This is a genomic window from Planococcus sp. RAB007_Raresut, assembly GCF_057369535.1.
Window position 1 is genome coordinate 189,196 of sequence record NZ_JBXYIF010000001.1, and the last position, 21,117, is coordinate 210,312.

Genomic DNA, 21,117 nt, shown 5'->3' on the forward strand with positions numbered 1-21,117 from the left:
TCCCTTCATGAAATATAGACATCGTAAACAGTTCGCTCAGCAATACAAGCCTTCGCATTTTCCCGGTCTTCAGCGGTCAGAAAACTTATCACTAAAATTCCGAAAACATCTTCACGGGTCTCTAAAATGCGGAGATTGACGATGCTGATCTCCGCTTCTGCCAGATAACCTGTCAGTTCAGAGATGACACCAGGAACATCCGGTACATCAATATAAAGGTCGAATACTGAATACATAGCGCCATGCCCTGCAATCGGCAATTGATCCCTTACGGATTTAGCTTTCTCAAAATACTGGCGGATCGGCTCTTCCTCATTAATTTCGAGTAAATCCTTTAATTTGGACATTTCTTCTATCCATAATTTCAGCTGTGCTGTAATCATGCCATTGTTCTGGGTGGTGATGTCCCTCCACATTATCGGATCTGAAGATGCAATGCGCGTGATATCGCGGAAACCTCCAGCTGCAAGTTGCCTTGTAAAAGGATAGTCCTGTTCACGATCGAGTTGATGCACCAACGAAGCGGCAATCAGATGCGGAAAGTGGCTGACAATTGATGTCATATGATCGTGTTCCTTTGCCGTCAAGACCTCAACTTTCGCTTTTGTGACAGACAGCAGCTTTTTCAATTTAATAAGATGTGATTCTTCAGCCAGTCGCCCTGGAGTCAAAATATAGTATGCATTTTCAAACAGCACATCTTTTGCGGCTTCAACTCCGCTTTTATGGGAACCCGCCATTGGATGGCCACCGACAAATACATGTTCCAATTTTTCTGCAGCATCCATAATTTCCATTTTGGTGCTGCCGGTGTCACTGATAACCACATCTTCTTTCAAATTCCAGAATCGGCTTTGCTGAAGCAATTTCTTAGCAGCGCCGACAGGAGTAGCCAATATAATGAAATCCGCTTCAGAAGCCGCTTCCTCGAGTGACAATGCAGCCCGGTGGATGATTCCCATTTTATAAGCTTTCCGGACTGTCAGCGCATCTGAGTCATATCCATAAATTACAGTATTGTCATGTCTCATTAAAGCTTTTGCCAAAGAACCGCCTATCAGGCCCAAACCGATAATCAGAATATTAATTTTCACCGGGAATCCACCTTGCTGTCTTTTAAAAGGTCCGGACGCAATTTCACTGCATCATTCATATAGACATGATGAATATCTTTTTGGCCCACTGTAGTATTGACATGCATCATGACTCGTATGCATAAGGGCATGCTGCCGGGCACATCCATCTCATGGGTGCACATCACTGGCACAAATGTCCAGTTTTCAATCGTCCTCACAGCTTTCGCAGGAAAAGCGGAAGAAATATCAGTGGTCGTCGATATCACTACTGAAGCGACAAATTCCGGGTCTATCTGATTTTGTTCAGCCATTTCCAACACCAGTTTTCTGGTCTCCTTCAGTATTTCATCAGGATGATCCTCAGAAACGGTAATTGCTCCTCTTATGCCCCGCATCATCATATAAGCATCTCTCCTAACTTAGCGCGTAAAGCCATAAATGTTCTTTCCGCGGTCTTTTCATCTATTGTTTCCATATAAGGTCTGCCTGTCTCTTTAAGCAGCACAAAGTTTAATAATCCTTTAGACGACTTCTTGTCCTTTTTCATGACAGCTGACAATTCTTCAAAACTAATCTTTTCGATTTCGTTAAGCGGATATTGGTTGGTAATACACCATTTCAGAAATTCAGCCGATTTTTCATGACCGGATAATTCCAAGGCATACGCCATACCGATTGCCACAGCTTCTCCATGTGTTATTTTTCCATATCCCGATACCGCTTCAATTGCATGAGCCAGCGTGTGGCCGAAATTCAGAAATTTCCTGACTCCGCTTTCGAATTCGTCCTCTTCGACTATTGCCGCTTTAACAGCAATCCCCCGCTCCAGGTGAAAGGCAAGGTCCCTTTCGTCCAATTGAGACAAGTCTTTAAGTGCCAACAATTCATCAAGCCAATTTTCATTAGAAATAAAAGCATGTTTGATCACTTCAGCCATACCAGAACGGATCTCCTGCAATGGCAATGTCTTCAAAAAATAAGTGTCATAAATAACCGCAGCAGGCTGATGGAACGTCCCTATCATGTTTTTACCCGCAGGATGATTGATGGCCGTCTTACCGCCTACGGCACTGTCATGCGCCAAAATAGTAGTGGGAATCTGGATGAAATGGATTCCTCTCATGTAAGTGGAAGCTACGAATCCAGCCAAGTCTCCCGTCGCTCCGCCGCCAAATGCCAGAAGAATGGATTTCCTTGAAAAATTATGCTCCAGCAAGAAAGTTTGGCAATCCATAAAACAGTCAGCCGATTTTGATTGCTCGCCCGAAGGAATCTTCTTGATATAAATTTCATTGACATCCTTAAGATGCTTTTTGAGATATTCAAGATGTAATCCTGCAACTTCTTCATCCGCGATGATGCCGATTTTATCCGCGCTTTCCAGCAATTCTCTGTAATTTTCTTGAAGTGCCTTTAAAATACCCAGTCCGATATGGACTTCGTAAGGTTTAGCCGCTTCTACTGTCAGCGTAGTCATAGAATCAGAACTCCTTTGTATATGTCAGGTAATCAGCGATATTCGCTTGCAGGCGCGGCAATTGATCTGCGTCAAATTGCTCCAGCAATGCGTTTGCGACTTCCCAAGCCACCACGTGTTCTGCCACAATTGATGCGGCAGGTACAGCACAACTGTCAGATCGTTCAATACTCGCCTGGAACGGCTCCTTTGTTTCAATATCAACACTTTGCAGGGGTTTGTATAAAGTCGGAATCGGTTTCATGACACCGCGGACTACAATCGGCATACCAGTCGTCATACCGCCTTCAAAACCGCCTAAATTATTCGTTTTACGTTTATAGCCATCGGCTTCACTCCATAGTATTTCATCATGCACCTGGCTTCCCGGCTTTCTCGCCATTTCAAAGCCGATGCCGAATTCCACACCTTTAAAAGCGTTTATGCTCATAACAGAAGCTGCAATCTTGGCATCGAGCTTACGGTCATAATGCACATAGCTTCCGATTCCGGCAGGCATGCCCTCAACAATAACTTCAACTGTTCCGCCGATGGAATCTCCGTTCTTTTTCGTTTCATCAATTAAATCCGTCATTTGCTGAGTCACTGATGGATCGGCGCAATATACAGCATCCTTTTCAACAGCTTCCCTGATCTCCGCCGCCGATTTGCCGGTATAACTCTCAGGATTGACTTTAATGCCACCGATTTCAGTAACGTGCGAGACCATTTCAATTCCCAGTTGGGATAATAATTGTTTTGCCACCGCGCCGACAGCCACACGCACTGTCGTTTCTCTGGCAGAAGATCGTTCGAGTACATTGCGTAAATCACGGTGTCCATATTTCATGCCGCCATTTAAATCCGCATGACCTGGACGAGGACGTGAAATTTGCCGTTTAACTTCATCCGTCTCCTCAATCGGTTCGATGCCCATCACATTGGTCCAATGTTTCCAGTCATCGTTTTTAACAACTAGGGCAACCGGAGATCCGAGTGTTTTCCCGTGTCGTACTCCGGAAACAATCTCCACTGTATCGGTCTCAATCTGCATTCTTCTTCCGCGGCCATGTCCGCCCTGTCTTCTTTTAAGTTCTTTATTGATCATTTCAGCTGTCAGCGGCAATTGTGCCGGCAAACCCTCTATGATTGCTGTCAATTGTGGGCCATGTGATTCTCCTGCTGTCAAATAACGCATAAACGCTTTCCCCCTTCAACGCACTAAAGTATTTATGTATCACTATAACACATAATATTTCATCAATTCTATACGAAATTGCCAGGAAAGTGAACTATACCAACACTTTATATTTAAGAGAGCTAAATTGGAAAAAAAGGGCAACAAAAAAAAGAGGCGGCTTCAGCCACCTCTTTTAACCGGATTAGTTAACCCAGCTGCTCATTGTTTTTTCGTATGATACCAATTCTTCTTCTTTGAAGAACAAGCCGATTTCACGCTCAGCGCTTTCAGCTGAATCTGATCCGTGGATCATGTTTTTGCCGACAGTAACTGCGAAGTCGCCGCGGATAGTTCCTGGAGCTGCATCTTTAGGGTTAGTTGCGCCCATCATTTGACGTGCTGTCAAAATAACGTTTTCGCCTTCCCAAACCATTGCGAATACAGGACCAGAAGTGATGAATTCAACCAATTCACCGAAGAAAGGACGTTCTTTATGTTCGCCGTAATGCTCTTCCGCCAATTCAGTTGGGATCTGCATCAATTTAGCTCCAACCAAGTTATAACCCTTTTTCTCAAAACGGGCTACGATTTCTCCGATTACATTGCGTTGCACACCATCAGGTTTAACCATTAAAAATGTTTTTTCCATTAATGAACACTCCTCTATTAAAAGCTCGGGCATAAGTTGCCCACCTTAAAAAATACTATCATTATGAAGCTGATTGTCAACTCTCAGCTTAAAATTTTCTCTTCCCAATAAATAAGGCGATTTTTCTCATGGTCTTGCTGGCATTCCCTTTCGGAAGATGCACCAGCTCCTGCAGTGCCTTATCAAGATAGAGATCGCTTACGGCCTTCGCTTCTTTTAATGCGGAGCTGTTGCGTATCATTTCAACAATTTCCATACGTTCGCCATCAGTCATCTCTTTTCCGACCGTTTCTTTCAACCGGCTGTATATCGCCGGGTCTTTACGCGCGAAAAGAACGGGCAGCGTAATATTCCCCTGAATAAAATCGCTGCCTGCAGGTTTGCCCAGTTCTTCATCTGACGAAGTGAAATCCAGAATATCGTCTGTTATCTGGAATGACATCCCGATAAAATAACCGAATCTGCGCAAACGTGCAGCAGTTGCTGCATCCGTCCCTGAAACTGTTGCCCCGAGTTCGCAGCTCGAGGAAATCAATAACGCTGTTTTCCGTTTGATGCGGCGCAAATAATCACGCACCGTCTGATCCAACTTAAACTTATCCTCGATTTGAATAATTTCACCGCGACAAACTTCAATCATCGTCTTGGACAAGATGTCGTGGATTTTCGAATCTTCAATAACAGTGATATACTCCAGCGCACGCGCCAATATAAAATCCCCCGTGTACATCGCCACACTATTATTCCACTGCGCTTTCACAGTGGCCTGCCCCCTTCTCATTTCAGAGTCATCAATGACATCGTCATGAACGAGGGAAGCCATATGAATCAACTCAAGCGGCACCGCCACTTGTTTCATCACATCGACGTTATAATCGCCGAATTTTCCTGCAAGCAAAACAAAAACAGGCCGGATTCTTTTTCCTCCGGCCTGCAATAAGTGTAGGGAAGCTTCGTTAAGGAGGAGTGAATTGGAGCCTACAGCAACTTCCAATTCTTTTTCAATCATTTCCAATTCCGGTCTAAGGTCGGAATAGAGCAATTTCAACTTCACCTTTTCCACTTAAAAACCTTCTCCCGCTATTTTACTTTTTTGATCCCCATATGGAGTGCAGCAGCACCGCCGGTATAAGGCTTGTATTTAACTTTTTCAAAACCAACTTCCACAAACAGCTTCGCCAATTGTTTCATGCCTGGAAACCCTTTAGCTGATTCCTGAAGCCATGAGTATTCCTTATAGCTTTTTGCAAAAAGCTTTCCGAATACTGGCATGATAAAGCGGAAATAGAAACGGAAAAACGGCTTGAAAAGAAAGCTTTCCGGTTGGGAAGTTTCAAGGCAGGCAATCATGCCGCCCGGTTTGAGAACTCTATGCATTTCAGACAATACTTGTTCATAGTCCGGTACATTGCGCAATCCAAATCCGATTGTCGCAAAATCAAACGAGTTGTCTGGATAAGGCAATGACATTGCATTTCCCTGGACCAGTTCGACCTGGGGCAAATGTTTTGTTTTTTCCACACCGACATTCAGCATATTCTGACTGAAGTCAAGTCCGACTACACGTCCGTTTTTACCGGCCGCTTCGGCAAGTGCAATGGTCCAGTCAGCCGTACCGCAGCATACATCTATCGCTGAAGCTCCAGGTGCCACCTGCATTTTATGCATTGTATCTTTACGCCATTTATTGTGCTGCTGAAAACTGATGACCGAATTCATCTGGTCATAATTCTCGGATATTTTTTCGAATACTTCATGAACACGCTGTTCTTTCGTTTTTGGCATTTCAGTCATCCTTCTCGGGTAAGCTGTTCAGCTAAATGCTGATGCGGAGTGATTTGATGGAGCATAAAATTCTTCAAGTTGAAATCCATCGAATGAGCATCCAATGCTTTCGTCAGTTCGGTATGCAATGAATCCAATTTGTCCAAAAGCCACCGTTCTGAGTATAGGGGCAATGGCAATGCGAGCGTCAACTTGCGCAGAATATTGGTTTCGACGCCATTCCGGTAAGCGTCCAATTGGTTGGAAAAATAAACATACTCCAAAGCCGGCTTAGAAATGGACGTGTACTGGGAAAAACCATAATAATCATAAAAAATATTCAATAATTTGGTTTCTATAACCTCAGCAGCTGATTCTACACCGGCTATAGGCATAAGAGTTTTTTCATATAAATCAGCCTTTTTCTCGCTGACGCCTATAATACCGCTCGCTAATAATTGAATAAGCTTGATGTTATTGGTATTGCTCAGCATTTGATAATAGATTCCACTGTAAAAATCTCCAGCCAATACAGTTAATTGCTGGCTTTTGCTAATTGGGGAATCTTCTTCGACCTGATCGTGGGCATGTAAAGCAGCATAGACAATAGCTACTGTTTTAGCAGAGTCTTCCATCTCGTTTGACCATTGTTTTCCATCAAAAAAAGGCAATAGTAAAAAGAACAAACGCGCCCGATCAATTGAGGGGCCGGCTGTATATTTTTCAAGTGTCCGCTGATGCAAAGCCTGCAGGACATCGATTTCCATTGATGTTATTTTCGAATGTATTTGTAGGTCATTCATACCGCGTGCTCCATTCGTGATTTAGCAATTCTACATAAGTTCTACATAAGTATAACACAGCATCTAATATGCCTTCATCCATTTGGTCCTATTTCTTGGTTTCACTTTCAACCACGCCATGGGCAGAATGGATTTCAGCTTTGCCGCGTATTTTCATTGCAGAAGTATGTTCAGTGAATTGGGCGATCATCACTTCGCCTTTATCAAGTTTTTCAGTATGGTGAAATTTTGTATCGTTTCCGCGAGTCAATCCTATGACATTGACGCCATCTTCTTGAGCGCGAATTACAATATATTCAGTTTGAGCCATATTTCCGCCTGCTTTCCAGAATTTTAGTTTTTGGTGATATAAGTAATCACTTCTGAACGCTTGATAGGGTCCGTCTCAAGTATACCTCGAGCCACTGCCGTTACAGTTGTGGCCCCTGGTTTTTTGATGCCCCGCATCGTCATGCACATATGTTCCGCTTCAATCATGACGAATACACCATGTGGATTAAGAGTTTCCATCATTGAATCAGCAATTGTGGATGTAATGCGCTCTTGGAGCTGTGGCCGTTTTGCCACAGTTTCCACTGCGCGAGCCAATTTACTTAATCCGGTGACAACCCCATCCCGTGGGATATAGGCAATATGAGCCTTTCCAAAGAACGGCACTAAATGGTGTTCGCACATCGAATAAAATGGGATATCTTTTACCAGAACCAGTTCTTCGTGCCCTTCATGAAATACAGTCTTAAAGTATTCCTTTGGATCTTCCTTAAGGCCTGAAAAGACTTCTGCGTACATTTTTGCCACGCGCTTTGGTGTATCATGCAGACCTTCGCGGGAGACATCTTCTCCTACCGCTTCCAAAATCATCGAAACAGCCTTTTCAATTTTTTCAAGGTCTACATTCTGCAATTCCGTATCGGTCACAATGGTTCCTCCTGTAAAAGACGAATTCGTATACATCAATTGGTATGTATTTTTCTTCATCTATGATTAATAATTTGATGGATAAATGTAAAATGAATAAGATCTTTTTTGGTATCCAGGATAGGGTTCAGGAAAATTTGTAACTGCAACCTTATCAATCTTAGCATAAGAATCTTAGCATAAGAATCTTAGCATAATAGCAGGGGTTTCGCAAAATTAGCGCTCAATGAGAAAAGAATGGCTCCGGCGGAATACAAATTCCGGCGGAGCCATTCTATGTACAGCACTGTAGCTTATTTCACCGCGTCTTTAAGCGCTTTACCTGGCTTAAATGCTGGGACTTTGCTAGCAGCGATTTCGATTTCAGCACCAGTTTGTGGGTTGCGTCCTTTACGGGCAGCGCGTTCGCGTACCTCAAAGTTACCGAAACCGATCAACTGTACTTTATCACCTTTAGTTAATGCGCCTTGAATTGCTTCAAAAGCAGCGTCAACTGCTTTAGCAGCATCCTTACGAGAAAGCTCAGCTGCTTCAGCAACAGAGTTCACTAATTCTGTCTTGTTCATGCTATTCACCTCCTCTCAAAGGGGATGTTTACCATCAATCCTGTAAAAAGAGTATCACATCGAAAAACGCATAGCAACCACTAATACCGCGGTTTCAGCAGTTTCAGCCTAAATACTGACAAAATATTCTAAAAAGAATGGTTTTCTATCAAAAACCTCGTTAAAACAACATTCTTTATTCATTCAGAAAAATTGGCTCTCTGTTCTCATCGATGGTGTACGGAAGTGAATATGCGGGCAATACTGCGTTATCTTCATATAAAAGAAAACGTATATCCTGCCCCTGTTCCAATTCTCCTTCATAATCCTGCAGCGCCGTAAACAGATCCATGGAATAATCTACATGAACTACCCCTCGCCCGGTAACTACAAGCGGAAGATTTCTGCCACTGTAAGGACTGACTACTGTCGGTTCTTCGTTAAAACCCATGGCATCATAATTAAATTTATATACATTATCCGCGATGGTTTCTGCTATTGGAGCCTGGCCCCCGTTCGCGCTCTTTCTGACGTTGACAGCCCGTATGGTTTCAGCGATGCGCAAATCAACTAATTTCACGGTCGGATTATCTTCTACGTCCATCAGCACATACTGAAATATCCCGCCAGTTTCAAATGCATTTGTAGGAATTTCCGCCATATAATCCGGAACGATTTTACTGAAATCGACCGGGTATTTGATGAATTGATCCACTTCCATATCGCGTGTTTTAATCGGCAGTAACCCGCCGCTTGCATTCTGGTATTGGTTCACTGCGTTCTGCACTGAAATCAATTGATCTTCGTACGGAATTTGATTTTCTGCCCGTTCACTTTCCGGGAACATACATGCACTTAAAAGCAATGCAGTGGAAATCAAGAACAGAAAAAGCAATGTTTTTTTCATATTTTTCACCTCATGCGCCGCCGGTTGGTCCGCTGAATACTGTGAAAACCATAATGAAGAATCCAAGTATCAGCAGTATATATGCAACTAGGGCAAAAATAAATTTAATGATGCCATTGTTTAGTTTGTATCTGCTTAAGTAAATCATTCCCATGGAGATAATTAAAAAAGCAATACCAGCAAATGATACCCACATTTTATCCAAAGAACTCATAAAACAGCCGCCTCTCGTTCAGTTTCAGTCCATAGTATAGCATAAGATGGCCCCTGTTGCCCGCAGAGAATTTGACAACGACAGGACAATTTACAGCCTCTTAATCAAGTACGGACAAGACATAGTAAAAAAAAAAGAAGCAGCGCATTTGCGCCGCTTCCTCAAGTAATTGCCTAAAGCAAGTCGATAAGATCTTCCATTTCATTTTTCTTCATTCTGCCCATCAAATGTCCGACCGCTTCATCGGTTGGCACATTCTCGAACAGGACACTGTATAGTGCTTCTGTAATCGGCATAGGCACTTCAAACGCTTTCGCCATTTGATGCGCAGCTTTTGTTGTACGAATCCCTTCGACTACCATTCCCATTTCTTCCAGGACTTCATCGAGTGATTTGCCTTTTCCAAGCATATTGCCTGCGCGCCAGTTTCTTGAGTGCTGGCTTGTACAGGTGACGATCAGGTCGCCCACACCAGTCAAGCCGGAGAACGTCAATGGTGTAGCGCCCATTTTAACACCCAGACGCGCTATTTCAGCAAGTCCGCGTGTCATTATAGCCGCTTTAGCATTGTCGCCCAATCCAAGGCCATCTGTGATGCCAACCGCCAATGCGATGATATTCTTCAACGCACCCCCGACTTCGACACCAATTACATCGTTATTTGTATAAACACGGAAATAATGATTCATGAACATGTCCTGCACCCGTTCAGCGGATTGAGTGTTTTCACAAGCTGCTGTCACTGTTGTAGGATGTTCGAGGACTACTTCTTCTGCATGGCTTGGTCCCGATAATACAACAAGATCCTCTATCCATTTTCCAGGGATTTCTTCACGGATAAGCTCGCTGACACGTTTCAGGGTATCAGGTTCGATTCCTTTGGAAACATGTACGAAAAGTGAAGGCTTCTCAATGAGGCCTGCGATATCCGCAGACACTTCACGCATCGCTTTAGTCGGAACTGCGAGTACGTGGACATCTGCATGCTTCACAGCTTCTTCCATGTCGCTGGTAGCTTTGAGGCTTTCAGGAAGCTTTATGCCTTTCAAATATCTTTCATTGCTATGACGGTTTATTTCATCCGCCTGTTCGGTTCGGTGAGACCAAAGCAATATATCATGGCCATTTTGCGCGAGTACATAGCTTAAAGCTGTTCCCCAGCTACCGGCTCCGTAAACGGTAATTTTTTCCATATCTAAACAACCACCTTTATCTTATTAAGTGCGGGCACGGGTAATAAGACGGAGGGGTGTGCCTTCAAAATCGAAACTTTCCCGTATCCTGTTCTGTAAAAATCTAATATAACTGAAATGCATCAATTCCGGCTCATTGACAAAAACGACAAATGTAGGCGGCTGGACTGCCACTTGCGTCACATAATACAAACGCAATCTTTGGCCTTTATCCGATGGTGCCGGATTCATCGCCACTGCGTCAGCAATAACTTCGTTAAGAATACTGGACTGAATGCGGCGCGAATGGTTTTCATTCACTTTATTGATGGTCTCAAGAATGCTGTGCACACGTTTTCCGCTTATAGCGGAAACGAACATGATCGGCGCATAATCAAGGAACAGGAAATGTTCCCGGATTTTCCGTGTCATGACATTCATCGTTTTTTCGTCTTTTTCGATTGCATCCCATTTGTTCACAACTATGATTACAGCTTTACCCGCTTCATGGGCATATCCCGCAATCTTCTTGTCCTGTTCCTGAATACCTTCTTCAGCATTCAAAACCACCAGAACAACATCTGAACGTTCAATGGCACGTAAAGCACGCAGCACACTGTATTTTTCAGTGGTCTCATACACTTTACCTTTTTTGCGCATACCTGCAGTATCAATGATTACATACGGCTGGTCTTCATACTCATACTGAGTATCCACTGCATCCCGCGTTGTACCCGCCACTTCACTGACAATTACACGCTCTTCCCCAAGGAAAGAATTGACCAGAGATGATTTACCCACATTCGGACGTCCGATTAATGAAAACTTAATAACATCATCAGGATATTCCCCTTCATCTTCTTTCGGGAAATTCTTGGCGACTTCATCCAACAGATCCCCAAGACCAAGTCCATGAGATCCAGAGATAGCGAAAGGCTCACCCATGCCTAATGTGTAGAAATCGTAAATCATCGATTTCATGTCAGGATTATCGATTTTATTGACTGCCAAAATGACAGGTTTTTTTGCACGGAAAAGAATTTTAGCAACTTGCTCGTCCTGAACGGTTACCCCGTCCCTGCCGTTGACAAGAAAAATGATGACATCGGCTTCATCCATGGCAATCTCTGCCTGCTGCCGAATTTGTTCCAGAAACGGTTCGTCTCTTAGATCGATGCCGCCTGTGTCGATTATATTGAATTCATGTGTCAGCCAATCTGCAGAACTGTAAATACGGTCACGCGTCACTCCTGGAATATCTTCCACGATGGAAACACGCTCTCCTACTATACGATTAAAAATCGTAGACTTACCTACGTTCGGCCGGCCGACTATTGCTACTACCGGTTTTGACATAATAATTTCATCCTTCCACTTCTAATATACCTATTATACACGAAAAAGAGGACGGCATCTTGTAAATGTCCATCCTCTCCAATGGTGCAATATTCAGTTTTTCACCGAATGCGATAAAGCAGCAGGATCGAAGCCCCGAGCAAGCAGATAATTCGCCAGATTTCCAGAAATAACAGTCGGACACTTCTGCAGATCCCTGATTGTTCCTGCTCCTAGGGCAGTCATCATCATTGCCAGATCTTCATGAAGTTCAAAGACGGTTTCAATCAGTTTAGACTCGCCTTCATCAACGGCCACTTTCAGAAAAGATCCCGCGAGGCCGGCTGCATCTGCTCCAAGCACAAATGCCTTTATCATATCCTGCGCGCTTTTAATGCCACCCGAAGCCAATACGGTGCCATTGAAAGCCTTCTTGACTTCAACAATGGCTGCGGCTGTCGGAATACCCCAGTCCTGAAAATATTCCAGCTTTTTCGCGCGGCGCTCATTTTCAATTTTCGCGAAATTCGTGCCGCCAAAGCCACTGACATCAATAGCCGCCACTTTAGTGCCGGCCAGTTTCAAAGCCGTTTCATATGAAATTCCGAATCCTGTTTCTTTAACAATCACTGGCACTTGGAGAGATTCAGAAATAAGCTGAATTCTCTCCAAAGCTCCTTTGAAATCACGGTCGCCTTCTGGCATCGTCAGCTCCTGTACAACATTCAAATGAATTTGCAGTGCATCTGCTTCAATTATTTCAACTGCTTCTCTAGCCTGTTCAAGACTTGCTTCACTGCCGAGATTCGAAAAGATGATGCCTGTCGGATTTTCTTTTCGAACCACTTTGAACGATGCTCTTTCCGCAGGATCTTTGATGGCCGACATCTGTGATCCCACAGCCATAGCCATGCCGGTTTCTTTAGCGGCTCTGGCAAGCATTGCGTTCAGTTTTTCGGTATGATCTCCGCCCCCGCCTGTCATAGCATTAATAAAAACAGGTGATTTTAGATTCAAATCACCTGTTTTTGGACGCAAATCGATATCATCTACAGCAAGACCCGGCAATGCCTGATGAACAAAACGGACATCATCAAACATTGTTCCCGAACCCTGACCAGTAGTCAAAGCATAATTAATATGGTCCATCTTGCGCTGCGCTCTAGACATTTACTCGGATTTGAACCCTTTCAATTTATCGCCGATGACATCACTGATGGAGAAGCCGCTGGATTCTTCAGGCATATCGTAGTCAGAAAAATCCTGCTCGCCTTCTTTTTCCTGAAGTTCTTTGATGCTTAATGACAGGCGTTTATCTTCTTTATTCACATCAAGAACTTTCACTTGAACTTCTTCACCTTCGCTGATCACTTCGTTAGGTGTTGCAATGTGTTTATGGGCGATCTGTGAAATATGCACCAGGCCTTCTACTCCAGGCAGAACTTCTACAAACGCACCATAACTGACAAGGCGTTTCACTTTTCCGGTATGAACAGATCCCTTAGGTGCTTTCTCTTCAATGGAATCCCAAGGCCCAGGCAAAGTATCTTTGATGGAGAGGGAAATACGTTCAGCGTCACGGTCTACTGAAAGAACTTTAACTTTCACTTCCTGTCCTTCAGTCACTGCATCCGACACCTGGTCGATATGTTCATGGGAAAGTTGAGAGATATGGACAAGTCCATCTACTCCACCGATATCTACAAATGCGCCGAAAGAGGCGATTCGCTGTACTTTTCCTTCAATGACATCACCAGGGTGGATGTTATCCATGACTTCCACTTTCTGTGATTCTTTTTCTTTCTCAACCACGGCGCGGTGAGAAAGAATCAGACGATTATTTTCTTTTTCCATTTCAACTATTTTAAAAGTCATTACTTTGCCTTTATAATCTTCGAATGATTCCACAAAATAATCTTCAACAAGCGAAGCCGGAACAAATCCGCGGACACCAAGGTCGACTACAAGGCCGCCTTTGACCACATCTTTCACTTCCGCCTCGATGATTTCACCGGAATTGAATTTTTCTTCTAATTTATCCCATGCTTGTTCGGCATCCACTTTTCGTTTGGATAAAACAAAGTTTTCGTCTTCCACTTTTGTAATCACCAGATCAAGTATATCTCCAACTTGAACTGAATCTGATGCTTTTTCAATATGGAGGCTCGATAACTCACTGATTGGAATAACCCCATCAAAAGGAGCACCTTCGATTGTAACTGTTACTGCTTTCTCTTCGATTTTAGCAACTGTACCTTTGACGTGATCTCCAGTTTGGAACTCACTGTTTTCCATCATGTTCATTTCCTCAGACATAAGTAGCCCTCCTTCACAAACTATCCAACTTCTATTTTATTCGAATTCTCTAATAAAAACAAAAATTATCCCTTATTTTTCCGAGTTTTCGTCCAGAAGTTTTTGGATACTCTCCATGATGACCGCCGTTACTTCTTCTGCAGATGCTTTCCGTTCACGATATGGCGCCATCAAAACAGGCTCACCATAGACGACTTTCACTTTCCGGAATGGTTTGTACGGTCCTATAATAGCACATGGCATAACATCGGCATTGCCTCTTAAAGCGAAAAACCCTGCGCCGCTCAGCCCTTTTTTCAAAACACCGTCAGTGGAACGCGTCCCTTCAGGAAACAAACCCACTACATCTCCATTCTTCAAAATTCTCAACGCACTTCTCAGCGCTTCTCTGTCACTCATTCCGCGTTTTACAGGAAATGCGTTGACCTGTGGAAGAATACGTCCAAGAACCGGCACTTTAAATAATTCTTCCTTCGCCATGAAATGCACTGTGCGAGGCGAAGTCATTCCGACAACCGGAGGATCCAGTGCATGTATATGGTTGGAGCACAGTAAAATGCCACCCTGTTCAGGAAATTTCTCCGTTCCAGTCACTTCAAACCGGTAAAGTGGGGTTAAAGCCGTCTTGACCAATGCTTTGCCGAATGTATATAGATTCACATCAGTTCAACCTTTCTTCCGCTAATTTTAATATTTCGGTTGCAGCATCGACAATCGTTAAATTCGTTGTATCAAGATACAAAGCATCTTGTGCCTGGCGAAGCGGTGAAACTTCCCGTTCACTGTCCATCTTGTCCCTTGCCGCAATTTCTTTTTGCAGGTCATCAAGAGGCGTATCAATCCCTCTTTTTTTATTTTCCTCATAACGGCGACGCGCGCGTTCTTCTACAGTTGCAGACATGAACACTTTCAGTTCGGCATTGGGCAAAACTTGTGTGCCAATATCGCGCCCATCCATTACAACACCTCTGCCGGAAGCCAGAATCTGCTGAAGCTTAACCATTTGTTTCCGAACGGATTCATGAGCTGCCATCTGAGAAACAGAATTCGTAACGTTTTGTGACCGGATATCTTCTGTCACATTTTTCCCGTCCAAAAAGACCAATTGCCCCTCTTCCGAAGGCTGCAAATCTATCTGAGTGTCGGCAAGCAAACGCCCCGCCTCTTCCCCATCTTCCAGATTAATGCCTTCTCTTATGGCTTTTAAAGTAATTGCCCGGTACATTGCGCCTGTATCGATATAAACATAGCCCAATTTTTCAGCTACTATTTTTGCGATTGTGCTCTTGCCCGCAGCTGCAGGACCATCGAGCGCTATTTGAATTGATTTTGTCAAAAAAGTCACCTCATCGTATGTATTCAAGTTATTTTAACACAAGAAAAGCGGAAGCGACCATGTAGATTCGAAAGGCATAAGACGATCTGGCGAAGCGGCGTGTTTTCAGCCGCACAGCCAGAGTGGCTTATGATCCGAGAATCTGGTCGCTGAAGTCTAGACAAAGAAAAGCGACAGCGAAAGATGGCCCGAATTTTTTGGACCATCTTTTGCGACGAAGCAGCGCAGCGATGCAGGAGCACAGGGCTGGCTTTTGTCCCGTTCAGTTCCGACAAGCGCTGGAATGCAAATGCAAAGAAAAAAGCCCGAAGACCCCGGGCTGTATACCAATAATATTTAATTCAAGGCATTTTCGAATTTTGCTGGTGGTAATGGGACAACGACAATAAATGGGCCTGTTTCACTTTTCTGAGGCCGAACCACCACAGGAACAGCATAAACGGAACTGCCCCCGCTAATAAATTGTTATTAAATGATAAGCTGGCATTATATAGAAGATGAAGCATGAAAGGTACGAACAGCGCCAGGAACAGCCACTTGTGCTGTACTCCATCGTGTGAAAATTTGGCTTTTCCGTAATAATACCCCATGACCACACCGAACAATGCGTGGCTGGAAACCGGCAGCAGCGCCCTTATGAACGCGATATCGGTACCAAATTCCAATAGATAGATTATATTTTCGACAGTCGCGAACCCAAGTGAAACACTCGCTCCATACCAAATTCCGTCATATGGATCTTCAAAATCAACGTGCCTGAAAATGGCAATCAGCAAAACGAGCCATTTAAAAAATTCTTCTATTAAACTGGGAAAAAGAATATTGGTCGCCAAAATATTACTGAAAACCTGTTCTTCTTTAAATACATATTGTAAAAAAAGGATTGGAAATGTCAGTACCGCTCCATAAATGAAGCTTTGAAACAATAATTTGGACGGCTCCTGTGAAAACTGATCACGCAAATAAAAATAACTGAAAAGTGCCAGGCTAGGAGCTATCGCTACAGTAAGTAATATTATCATCGTGATGCTCCTTTGCTCATAGTACTTTCAGTATATCACGATATATTAAGAATTTTTAGCCGGTTTCTTAAAAACATCCAATTAAATGGCAAATGTTTGCTTATCAATCTTGCCGGCAGCGGACAATGCCACAGCCAGTTTGATACGGGCTTTTTTACTGTCATAATCACTTCCCAGAAAAACGCCTTTTGACAACAGGTCATGTGCACTTCCTGGATAACCGTAAGAAGGATAAACATTGCCTTCCTCTGCACTTGTCGTCAGCACTAAAAACACGCCCTGCTCCACTGCCTGGCTGATCGATTCCACCATCAATGGAGAAACCTGCCCACGTCCAGCCGCTTCCAGAACAATGCCTTTCGAGCCGCCTTTGACGAGCATATCGATGATGTAACCATCTTGACCTGAATGGCATTTCACGATGTCCACCCGTGGAATACTATTGATTACATTATGTATTTCGCGATAAATGGGCTTCTGATAAACTCTCACTTTATCGTTATCGATGATTCCCAAATAACCATGTCCAAAAGAATCAAATCCTTGCAGATTGCTGGAATGCACTTTTTTCACATATTTAGCGGAATAGATGCGTTCATTGAAGACCACTACAGTTCCGACGTCATGAAGCGTCTTATCCACTGCAGCGTTTATTGAATTACGCAAATTCGAATAAACATCTGTCCCAACTTCTTCCGGAGCACGCTGAGAGCCAGTTACTACAACTGGACGGCTGTCTTTAATTGTTAAATCCAGGAAAAAAGCAGTTTCTTCCAATGTGTCTGTACCGTGTGTTACCACAACTCCGTTCACGGATTCATCCTGAAATTCCTTTTCCACCGCTTGTTGGATTTTCAGCATTTGTTCGAAACCTATATGCATGCTTGGCAATTGAAATATATCAATTACTTTTACTTCTATATCTATTGGCAGCTGGCATAACTCCGCCAGCTCCTGGCCGGATATGGCCCCGGATTTCAGCAACCCTTTCGAGATCTCCCTGGATGCGATTGTGCCTCCTGTTGTTATCAGTGATACTTTTTTTTTCATAAAGCGAAACCCCTTCCGATGCTCTTTCTGCATTCTATGTCGTTATCATTCAGAATATTATTTACTGCACTCATTTTAGCCTTTCTTTGGCAAGTATTGCCGCTGCAATCTGTTCACCATGGAATCGGCCATTTTCAATAAAAATTTCATTGGCATTATTTCCTGCCGCGATCACTCCCGCAATAAATAAACCGTCCACTCCAGTTTCCATGGACTCTTCATCAAATTCGGGGCGTCCCGTCGCTGGATCGATCGCAATGCCCATGCTTTTTAGAAATTCATGGTTTGGATGATAACCGATCATAGCAAAAACGAAATCATTTTTGATGAATTCTTTTCTGTCATCGACGGTAAGTTCAACAGAATCATCTGTAATCCGATCGACCATCGAATCGAATAGCATGCGGATTTCCCCTTTACGGACCAACCCGTCGAATTCAGGAAGTATCCACGGCTTGATGCTTTTCGAATAGCTGGTTCCGTGGTATGAAACGGTGACATGGCTGCCTGCTTTATGCAATTCCAATGCTGCGTCAACCGCTGAATTTTTTCCGCCGATCACTAGAACATCCTGGTTGAAATAAGGATGTCCTTCTTTGAAATAATGCATCACTTTCGGAAGTTCTGCACCCTCAACTTCAAGTGCGTTCGGCTGATCATAGTAACCTGTAGCGGCGACCAGATATTTTGATCGATAAACACCTTTTGTGGTAGTAATGATGAAATCTTCATCTTTTTCGACTGACAGAGCTGTTTCGTATGGTCTTACATCAATGCCTGTCATTGATACCACGCTGCGATAATATACCAGAGCCTGGTTCCTTCTCGGCTTTCTTTCTTCCGTAATAAATGGAATGCCACCTATAGACAACCGCTCACTGGAACTGAAAAAGGTCTGATGGGTTGGATACCGATAAATAGCGTTGACGACATTCCCTTTTTCAATAACTATCGACTGTAGTCCTGCTTTTTTCACTTCGATTGCAGCTGACAAACCACATGGGCCGCCGCCGATAATAACAACATCTGTTTTTTCCATTATAGCCAACTCCTGCCTGATGCATTTCTGTTCTATATTATTAAGCATAAAAGATTAATCAGTTCGCTGCCACTCACTGTGGGCTACTTTTTGAAACAGGCAAAAACTCTAAAACGTGGTATTGCGCCTCCGCCCCCAAACGCAATGGAAGGGACGTGGTTCCGTATCCGTTGGTGACAAGTTGATACCGGCCACCGTTTTTTTTGAGTGAACCTTTTTTATAAAGTCCAAATCTGCCCAATCTGATTTGGCCTCCATGCGTATGCCCAGCCATCATAAATCCGGGATCTTCATCAGATCGCAAGTATTTGAAAACAGCCGGTGTATGTGACACAAAAAGAACTGTATCATCGTGATGCACGCCATTAAAAGCTTTTTCCAGCTTTTCTTCTCTGTCACTGAAAAAATCAACTCCCACCAACTTCAAATTTGGGTTATTGAATAATTCCACTGATTCATTATCAAGTACAGTCACATGGAAATGAGCCAGCAATTTACGGAGATTACGCTCCCCTACTTCTTCATCATTATTGCCCCAAATAAAAAATACCGGTGCAGCCTCAGTTAAAATACGCAGATTGTCCGCCGTCCTCTTCATTGGCACACCCCGTTCAGTAAGATCTCCTCCAATGATGATCACGTCCACCGGATTCGTGATGAAATTTTCCGGCAGTTTTTTCCGGTGGGTGTCTGCAATGAAAAGCAGGCGGAAAGGCCGGAACCCTTTTTTTGTTTCCAATTTAATAGTATGTCTTTTTTTATGGATTCTATTCGCGTTTCTGTACATGTATAAGAGCAGTGCAGCAGCTGCAAGCCCCGTGCGGAAAAAATATTTCAAGTGCACCACCCCTCCAATCAATAAAGGGGCATAAGCAATTTCTGCTTACGCCCCTTTTATTTTCCTATTAATCTTCTGAAATATCCAGTACACGGAACCCGGATTTTTCAAGTTCTTTGACAAATTTATCAACATTGTCTTTTTTACGGATTTTCAAAACAATTCTTCGAACAACTTTATCGGTTTCATCAAATGTCACAAGGGAAATGACCGATTCTTTGAATTTCTCGATCAGCTCTCCCAAACGGCCGATGCGGCCTTCAGATTCCACAGATGTAAATGTGATGCGGTACCCGGACTTTTTCATCCCGAATGCGCTTTGAAGCTGATTCACCAGGTCGAAGCGAGTAACAATCCCCAGAAATTCCCCTTCATTTACAACTGCTATGATCGGAAAATCACTTAACTCAACCAAAGCTTTTTCATAAACATCATCGAGGCTAAGGAAAACATCTTCATTCACCAAAACATCTTTAATTTTAGTTGAACTTATGTATTCTTCCTTGCTTTGTCCTGCATTAAAGAAAGCTTTGTAAGCATGGTACCAGGTGAAAATGCCTTTAAACTTATTGCCTTCTACTACCGGCAAGGCATCAACTGAAAATTTCTCCAGCAGATCCAATCCAACCTGAACCGAATCCTCGGGTTTAACCGTATAACATTTTTCTTTTCTGATCATTGCACTTTTTACGAACATTTGCCCACTCCTGTCTTTTAATAAGATTTAAGTATTTACTCTTTATGTGAGTACCCTCTTTTAAGGAAGGATTAACTTCTGCCCGACGTAAATTTCATTGGAACTCAAGCCATTAGCCTGTTTGATTTTTTCTACAGCCGCTCCAGCTCCGGAAGCTCCGTAATTATTGACAGCGATTCTGTATAATGTTTCGTTTTCTTTTACAATGACTGTTTTGGCTCCGCCAGTTTCACTGCCAGCAGGTTCTTCGGCTTCAGGTGTGCTCGGCGTTTCAGGTGCAGGTGTTTCCTGTTCTGCAGGCGTTTCGCTTTCAGCCGGTTCTTTTGTTTCTTCAGGAGTTTCTTCTTTTACCGTCTCTTCAGTTTTTTCTTCAGATTCCGAATTTGTTTCTTTGGATTTTTCGTCCTCAGCCTCTTCTGTTTCATCCGCTACATCTTCCTCTGTTTCTTCAGGAATGAGCACAGAATTTTCTTTAGGCGGGGAAGTATTTTCAAAACTTACTTCATTTTCATTTTCCGCTCCGATCAAGGTATCGTTTGGCTCGTAAACAAAAGCTACATATATCAAAATCGTTACCGGAATAAGGATGAAAATAAAGAACAACGCAGGCAATAAGAGATTTTTGCGTTTCTCTGTCTTTTGACTGCCCGATTGCCGATGCGCTCTCCGTGACAGGGTGGAATTGCTATCCGTAGTAATTTCCTGGCGATCTTTTTCCAAGGATTCCCGATAATTTTTTTTGTCCATTTACTAATTACCCCAATCTTATCTGATAACTTTATTATGACGAAAAAAGTCCC

The 21,117-nt window shown here is 43.3% G+C and carries 25 protein-coding genes; all 25 read right to left on the reverse strand.

The window, feature by feature from the left end:
• Positions 1-5: 5 nt before the first annotated feature.
• On the reverse strand, positions 6-1,094 hold the full coding sequence (locus AC2Q9J_RS00920; protein WP_499036523.1) for a prephenate dehydrogenase: 1,089 nt from the start codon (positions 1,092-1,094) through the stop codon (positions 6-8).
• The gene (gene aroH, locus AC2Q9J_RS00925; protein ID WP_499037319.1) at positions 1,091-1,474 is read right to left on the reverse strand and encodes a chorismate mutase; all 384 of its coding nucleotides are present in this window, start codon (positions 1,472-1,474) and stop codon (positions 1,091-1,093) included. The genes AC2Q9J_RS00920 and aroH overlap by 4 nt, the downstream gene beginning before the upstream one ends.
• The gene (gene aroB / locus AC2Q9J_RS00930) at positions 1,474-2,553 is read right to left on the reverse strand and encodes a 3-dehydroquinate synthase (RefSeq protein WP_499036524.1); all 1,080 of its coding nucleotides are present in this window, start codon (positions 2,551-2,553) and stop codon (positions 1,474-1,476) included. Before aroB ends, aroH begins: the two co-directional genes overlap by 1 nt.
• Positions 2,554-2,557: 4 nt before the next feature.
• Positions 2,558-3,730 (reverse strand): chorismate synthase, encoded by a 1,173-nt coding sequence (aroC, locus tag AC2Q9J_RS00935; protein WP_499036526.1) that lies wholly within the window; start codon positions 3,728-3,730, stop codon positions 2,558-2,560.
• A gap of 184 nt (positions 3,731-3,914) precedes the next feature.
• Entirely contained in the window at positions 3,915-4,361 is a 447-nt protein-coding gene (ndk, locus tag AC2Q9J_RS00940; RefSeq protein ID WP_033544138.1) for a nucleoside-diphosphate kinase, read from the reverse strand.
• Between the two features lie 88 nt (positions 4,362-4,449).
• Positions 4,450-5,424, reverse strand: a complete 975-nt coding sequence (gene hepT / locus AC2Q9J_RS00945; protein WP_499036528.1) for a heptaprenyl diphosphate synthase component II — start codon at positions 5,422-5,424, stop codon at positions 4,450-4,452.
• Positions 5,425-5,441: 17 nt separating this feature from the next.
• A complete protein-coding gene (locus AC2Q9J_RS00950; RefSeq protein WP_499036530.1) occupies positions 5,442-6,146 on the reverse strand; it encodes a demethylmenaquinone methyltransferase in 705 nt (234 codons plus the stop codon).
• Between the two features lie 5 nt (positions 6,147-6,151).
• Positions 6,152-6,928, reverse strand: coding sequence for a heptaprenyl diphosphate synthase component 1 (locus tag AC2Q9J_RS00955; protein ID WP_499036532.1), 777 nt, complete (start codon positions 6,926-6,928; stop codon positions 6,152-6,154).
• 88 nt (positions 6,929-7,016) lie between these two features.
• Positions 7,017-7,238, reverse strand: a complete 222-nt coding sequence (gene mtrB, locus AC2Q9J_RS00960) for a trp RNA-binding attenuation protein MtrB (RefSeq protein ID WP_101802910.1) — start codon at positions 7,236-7,238, stop codon at positions 7,017-7,019.
• A 23-nt stretch (positions 7,239-7,261) separates the two neighbouring features.
• Positions 7,262-7,831 (reverse strand): GTP cyclohydrolase I FolE, encoded by a 570-nt coding sequence (gene folE, locus AC2Q9J_RS00965; protein ID WP_499037320.1) that lies wholly within the window; start codon positions 7,829-7,831, stop codon positions 7,262-7,264.
• A 308-nt stretch (positions 7,832-8,139) separates the two neighbouring features.
• Positions 8,140-8,412, reverse strand: a complete 273-nt coding sequence (locus AC2Q9J_RS00970; RefSeq protein WP_033544143.1) for a non-specific DNA-binding protein Hbs — start codon at positions 8,410-8,412, stop codon at positions 8,140-8,142.
• A gap of 175 nt (positions 8,413-8,587) precedes the next feature.
• Positions 8,588-9,298: a YphF family lipoprotein gene (locus AC2Q9J_RS00975; RefSeq protein ID WP_499036533.1), complete on the reverse strand. Its 711-nt coding sequence runs from the start codon at positions 9,296-9,298 to the stop codon at positions 8,588-8,590.
• A 10-nt stretch (positions 9,299-9,308) separates the two neighbouring features.
• The gene (locus tag AC2Q9J_RS00980; protein WP_084245496.1) at positions 9,309-9,512 is read right to left on the reverse strand and encodes a DUF2768 domain-containing protein; all 204 of its coding nucleotides are present in this window, start codon (positions 9,510-9,512) and stop codon (positions 9,309-9,311) included.
• Between the two features lie 173 nt (positions 9,513-9,685).
• Positions 9,686-10,705 (reverse strand): NAD(P)H-dependent glycerol-3-phosphate dehydrogenase, encoded by a 1,020-nt coding sequence (locus AC2Q9J_RS00985; protein WP_499036535.1) that lies wholly within the window; start codon positions 10,703-10,705, stop codon positions 9,686-9,688.
• Positions 10,706-10,729: 24 nt separating this feature from the next.
• Entirely contained in the window at positions 10,730-12,040 is a 1,311-nt protein-coding gene (gene der / locus AC2Q9J_RS00990; RefSeq protein WP_499036537.1) for a ribosome biogenesis GTPase Der, read from the reverse strand.
• Positions 12,041-12,133: 93 nt separating this feature from the next.
• A complete protein-coding gene (gene fni / locus AC2Q9J_RS00995; protein ID WP_499036539.1) occupies positions 12,134-13,168 on the reverse strand; it encodes a type 2 isopentenyl-diphosphate Delta-isomerase in 1,035 nt (344 codons plus the stop codon).
• Positions 13,169-13,189: 21 nt separating this feature from the next.
• On the reverse strand, positions 13,190-14,335 hold the full coding sequence (gene rpsA, locus AC2Q9J_RS01000) for a 30S ribosomal protein S1 (protein ID WP_499036541.1): 1,146 nt from the start codon (positions 14,333-14,335) through the stop codon (positions 13,190-13,192).
• A gap of 72 nt (positions 14,336-14,407) precedes the next feature.
• On the reverse strand, positions 14,408-14,995 hold the full coding sequence (locus AC2Q9J_RS01005) for a lysophospholipid acyltransferase family protein (protein ID WP_499036543.1): 588 nt from the start codon (positions 14,993-14,995) through the stop codon (positions 14,408-14,410).
• 1 nt (position 14,996) lies between these two features.
• Positions 14,997-15,671, reverse strand: coding sequence for a (d)CMP kinase (cmk, locus tag AC2Q9J_RS01010; RefSeq protein WP_499036545.1), 675 nt, complete (start codon positions 15,669-15,671; stop codon positions 14,997-14,999).
• Between the two features lie 341 nt (positions 15,672-16,012).
• Positions 16,013-16,693 (reverse strand): glutamic-type intramembrane protease PrsW, encoded by a 681-nt coding sequence (prsW, locus tag AC2Q9J_RS01015; RefSeq protein ID WP_499036547.1) that lies wholly within the window; start codon positions 16,691-16,693, stop codon positions 16,013-16,015.
• Between the two features lie 81 nt (positions 16,694-16,774).
• Positions 16,775-17,743, reverse strand: a complete 969-nt coding sequence (locus AC2Q9J_RS01020) for an asparaginase (protein WP_499036549.1) — start codon at positions 17,741-17,743, stop codon at positions 16,775-16,777.
• A gap of 70 nt (positions 17,744-17,813) precedes the next feature.
• A complete protein-coding gene (locus AC2Q9J_RS01025; protein WP_499036551.1) occupies positions 17,814-18,782 on the reverse strand; it encodes a YpdA family putative bacillithiol disulfide reductase in 969 nt (322 codons plus the stop codon).
• Positions 18,783-18,855: 73 nt separating this feature from the next.
• Complete coding sequence (locus AC2Q9J_RS01030; RefSeq protein ID WP_499036553.1) at positions 18,856-19,521, reverse strand: metallophosphoesterase; 666 nt, start codon at positions 19,519-19,521, stop codon at positions 18,856-18,858.
• A 166-nt stretch (positions 19,522-19,687) separates the two neighbouring features.
• Entirely contained in the window at positions 19,688-20,317 is a 630-nt protein-coding gene (locus AC2Q9J_RS01035) for a CBS domain-containing protein (RefSeq protein WP_499036555.1), read from the reverse strand.
• A gap of 60 nt (positions 20,318-20,377) precedes the next feature.
• Positions 20,378-21,064: a LysM peptidoglycan-binding domain-containing protein gene (locus tag AC2Q9J_RS01040; protein WP_499036557.1), complete on the reverse strand. Its 687-nt coding sequence runs from the start codon at positions 21,062-21,064 to the stop codon at positions 20,378-20,380.
• Positions 21,065-21,117: the final 53 nt, after the last annotated feature.